The 4,493-nt window shown below is 42.0% G+C and carries 5 protein-coding genes; 2 read left to right on the top strand and 3 right to left on the bottom strand.

The window, feature by feature from the left end; translation table 11 throughout:
- Positions 1 to 790: methionine--tRNA ligase (locus PX484_RS19210; RefSeq protein WP_288105162.1), on the top strand; the 790-nt coding region annotated here is incomplete at its 5' end.
- A 100-nt stretch (positions 791 to 890) separates the two neighbouring features.
- A complete protein-coding gene (locus PX484_RS19205; protein WP_002776500.1) occupies positions 891 to 1,496 on the top strand; it encodes a LabA-like NYN domain-containing protein in 606 nt (201 codons plus the stop codon).
- A 138-nt stretch (positions 1,497 to 1,634) separates the two neighbouring features.
- Here PX484_RS19205 and PX484_RS19200 read toward each other — a convergent pair whose 3' ends face one another.
- The 3 genes from PX484_RS19200 to PX484_RS19190 form a co-directional block, all read right to left on the bottom strand.
- Complete coding sequence (locus tag PX484_RS19200; protein WP_002800090.1) at positions 1,635 to 2,831, bottom strand: DNA double-strand break repair nuclease NurA; 1,197 nt, start codon at positions 2,829 to 2,831, stop codon at positions 1,635 to 1,637.
- Between the two features lie 99 nt (positions 2,832 to 2,930).
- Positions 2,931 to 4,103 (bottom strand): HigA family addiction module antitoxin, encoded by a 1,173-nt coding sequence (locus PX484_RS19195; protein WP_287767778.1) that lies wholly within the window; start codon positions 4,101 to 4,103, stop codon positions 2,931 to 2,933.
- The gene (locus PX484_RS19190; protein ID WP_002800095.1) at positions 4,096 to 4,431 is read right to left on the bottom strand and encodes a type II toxin-antitoxin system RelE/ParE family toxin; all 336 of its coding nucleotides are present in this window, start codon (positions 4,429 to 4,431) and stop codon (positions 4,096 to 4,098) included. Before PX484_RS19190 ends, PX484_RS19195 begins: the two co-directional genes overlap by 8 nt.
- Positions 4,432 to 4,493: the final 62 nt, after the last annotated feature.

Raw genomic sequence — 4,493 nt, 5'->3', positions numbered from 1 at the left:
TGCCATTTATTGGCCGGCTATGCTAATGTCGGCGGGTTTACCCTTGCCCAAAAGAGTGTTCGGCCATGGCTTTTTGACCAAAGACGGGCGGAAAATGGGCAAAAGTCTCGGTAATACCCTCGATCCCTTCGATTTGGTTGATCGCTATGGGGCCGATGCCGTCCGTTACTATTTCGTTAAAGAGATTGAATTAGGACAGGATGGCGATTTTCAGGAAACCAGATTTGTTAATATTCTTAACGCGGATTTAGCCAACGATTTAGGCAACCTCCTCAATCGCACCCTAGGCATGGTTAAAAAATACTGCCAAAATAACCCCCCCCAGTTGACCGGTGTAGATATCCCCAACGATAATCACCTTAAGAATATGGGGATCAATCTAGGGGGCATTGTTGAACAGAAGTACGATGCGCTACAATTTGATCAAGCCTGTGAGGAAATATTGGCGTTAATTCGTGCTAGTAATAAGTTTATCGATGAGAGTGCGCCCTGGAGTTTATTTAAACAGAAACAACAAGCAGCAGTAGAACAGGTTCTCTACGCAGTTTTGGAATCAGTAAGACTCTCTGCCTACCTACTCTCACCGATAATACCGACCTTAAGCAGTAAAATTTATCAACAACTAGGTTTTGTTATTGATTTTAATACTTTCAGGTCGGAGGATGGGGAAAACTTCCCTGATGGTGTCTCTTTTTCCCAACACTGTCAATGGGGATTACCCACAAATCCACAACTAGGAACACCTGAACCGATCTTTTCTAAACTAGAACTGCCGTTAAACGATTCCTAAGGGAATTTTTTGATAACTCTATTTTTTAAGGTCTGTTGTCCTTTGGGACACAACTGGCAAACACCCAACACTAAACTTTTAACAAACGAGGAAAAATAAAATGTTTGATGATTATGACACAGCCCCAGTCTTCACCCCCGAACAAGTGCTAGAAAATCGCGGTCGTGTGGCGATTTTCATCGATGGTTCCAATTTATTTTATGCAGCCCTGCAATTAGGTATCGAAATTGACTACACCAAATTACTTTGTCGTTTAACTGCCGGTTCTCGTCTCTTGCGGGCCTTCTTTTATACTGGAGTTGATCGCACTAACGAAAAACAGCAGGGATTCCTCCTCTGGATGCGTCGCAACGGCTATCGAGTCATCGCTAAAGATCTAGTACAATTACCCGATGGTTCCAAAAAAGCCAATCTTGACGTGGAAATTGCCGTGGATTTAATGGCGCTAGTGGGTTCCTATGATACCGCAGTAATTGTCAGTGGTGATGGGGATTTAGCCTATGCTGCCGATTCCGTCAGTTACCGTGGTGCGCGAGTGGAAGTGGTTAGTTTGCGATCGATGACCAGTGATAGTTTAATTAATGTAGCCGATCGCTATGTTGATCTAGATCAAATTAAAGAAGAAATTCAAAAAACTAGCAAACATCACCTTGGTTATAATAATTTCCCCGTCAGCGTCTTGGATCAAGATCGAAGCGGTCGCTAGAAAAATTCAGCAAAAATCAAGTTTAAGGTGGGTAATTCCCACCTACTTATCAGTTATCAGTGACCAGTTATCAGTTAGCAGTTATCAGTTAGCAGTTATCAGTTATCAGTGACCACTCCCCATCTGCTGCCTCCTCAATTAAGCGATACTACTGCGTTTTCTCGCTTCCTTATAAGATGTTCCCACATCCTGTAAACCGACTTTAATCATTTGTTGTTCCAAAAGGGCAAAAAAACGCAGGCGATCGCCACCTTTAATCACCGCTAAATTGTGCGCTTCCGCTAAGGCGATCGGATAACCATAACCTTTTAACACCTGGGCCAGTAAAATACTCAAAGAGCGATCGAGTAATTCTCGCTCCTCCACCACCCAAGCAGGAACCTCTACCCTAGCGATTTCCGTCCCCACATGGAGATAACAGAAGTAAATGCGATGTTCATCCCCATAAAGATCGAGGATTTTCAAAGAACTGCGCCAAAAAGGACTTCTTTGCCCCGGTTCCAATAAATAACCCCAGAGAGAGGCATCCCGGAGAGGATCGACAACGCGACAAGGGGTTTTTTCTGGGTCTAAATCACCGCAATTGATCAAGCAATTGGGAGTATCATGGGGACAAGATTGTAAACGCAGGAAATTTAAGCTTTCCGTGCTACGAGAAGCACTAATATAACCCATAAGCGGGATTCTAGCTGATTTTAAATCGTCCCAAGACTGAAAAATCGGTGGCAAAATTAAATCTTTTGCTTCCGGGGGGAGACTATCGATAAACCAATAGATCAAAGAACCATCCACGAGGGCTAAATTTGGTTCATAATGGGCCCCAGGGGGTTTTACCCAACGAGTAGCCATTTCCGCTAACATTTGGCTTTCTAATACCGTCCGACGATAACTCATCCACTCATCCACGCGAATACCCCACTGTTTAGAAATGTAGAGGTCTTCTGATTTGTAATAGACTTCGGGAATGCTATCGAGGAGAGGGTGTAAATTTTGACCATAGTGCAACATGATCCTACCGATGTTAATTAGATAACAGTAGGCGATTTCGTGGTGAGAAGGGGCAATTTGGGAACCATCCGTGGCAAAAACGCTATGACTTTCGGGGGGGGGAAGGATAGTAATGCGGGTGTCGAGAGGTTCGATCGGTAGCGCGACAGAGAAAATTAGGCGATCGTGCCAGTTATGATAGAGTTCTAGCAGTTTTTCCTGTTGCTGTTGAGCCTGTTCTAAAAGAATTTTAGCCCGTTGCACTCGCTCGCGACTAGCTGCCACTTCCTGTTGAAAATGTTGACTAATCCCTGGCATTTTTGCCGCTAATTTCGCAAGATCGAGCATAACTATCCTCTCCCTGACTTTTTTTGATGTTATCGCAATTTCCTGTCTCTAATGCTAAATTTGTCAATTATTGCCAAATTTATCCTTAGTAATCTCCGCTTACAGCAGTTTTCTTAATGGTGAGATAGGAAGTTTTCCTTTTGGGGAGTCGCTCGTCAATACCAAAAAGGAATTCTGCGTATTTAGACAATATTTCTCCTTAAGATCATTATAGTTTTGATAAGAAGTAATTTGCTCATGTTGCATTCTACCAACAATAATACCAGGGTGTATTCCTAGTTGTTCGGCAAATTGATTAATAGCTTTTCTATTCAGAGAATTATTGGCGATAAATCTCTGCCAATCTCTGGGAGCAATTAAGAAATTAGCCGCAAAAACATCCGCCTCTTTTTCTTTAATTTTATCTCGAATATCTTTATCTTGCCCCTCTAAAAATAAAGTTCGTTTCCCATGTAATAAAATATGACCAGCTTCATGAAAAAAAGAAAACCAAAAATGATCATTTGTTTTGTATCGATCGCTCAATTGAATTAAAGCTCTGTGAGAACCTAACCAACGGGTAGCACCGTGTACCCTTGTTTTCGGAAGTTCAGGGACAAAGGCTAAGGCAACCCCCGCTGCCGCACAAAGCTCGATCATTTGCGGTTGAAATACCTCGATAGACTTAATAGTTAACGAACGAATTTGTCGCAAGGCATCTCTGAATTTCAACTCGTTGTAATCAGCACAATTAATTTTCGATGCTTCTATTTCTCCTTGACGTAACCATGCTATTATTGCCCCTCGATCGCTATCAAATGCTTGAGACTTTCTAAAATCAATCGATAAATTTATCCCCCAAATCTCCTCCCATTGCTCAGGGGAGACAACGGCAAAAAAATTCAAGCTCTCTCGTAATTGCTCTATTTTATCCTCATCAAACTTGAGCCAGCCTAATTCAGTCATCTGCCGATAAGGAATTTGTTTTAACCAGCCTAAATAACCTTTTAATCTTTGATTCTCATTTTTTCTCGCTAAATATTCCCGATAAAGTCTTTCGCGCTCTATCCAGAAACTGGCGGGAGTTCCTAACACTAACTCTATCTGTAAGGCGGTATCGATAGTAATCTCCGCTTTACCTTTTATTATCTCATTGATAGTCTTTTTTGGTCTGCCCATGCGTTGGGCGAGTTCCGATTGAGACATATTTCTTTCTTCTAGGATTTCGGCAAGGGTTTCTCCCGGTGGAGAAATAAAATCCGGTGCATATCTGTTCTCAATAGTATTAGTCATGGGTGTCATCTATGCCAATAATTACGACTGCGGTTACTTTCTTCCAATCAATTCCCCCGTCTGCTTTTTGAGGAATCGGTATATTAGCCGGCTCAAAAATTAGTCTGAGAGGATGAACTAAATCTAGAGATAGTTGTCCAGCACGGTTATGTAACAATTCGTGGCAACGTCCCGGCAGCGATCGCATTTCCTCCAGGACAATAACTGCTTTTAAGTCGTCGAGTCTTTGCCTGATTTTCTTAGCCATCTTCTCTCCATACTGTTTTTTCAGTAGTCTTTGGCTATTGCATTCGTTCTCAAATTTTTTTTCCTTAAATACAATATCCATTGTAGATGACCCTTGTAATATTGTTAACCTCAAAGGTTAACAATATTTTATGGCAGCACACC

The sequence above is a fragment of the Microcystis sp. M49636_WE2 genome, from assembly GCF_030065375.1.
In the GTDB taxonomy this organism is placed as follows: Bacteria; Cyanobacteriota; Cyanobacteriia; order Cyanobacteriales; family Microcystaceae; genus Microcystis; species Microcystis aeruginosa_C.
The sequence above is the reverse complement of the archived record's forward strand: the minus strand, read 5'-3'. Positions and strand labels throughout refer to the sequence as shown.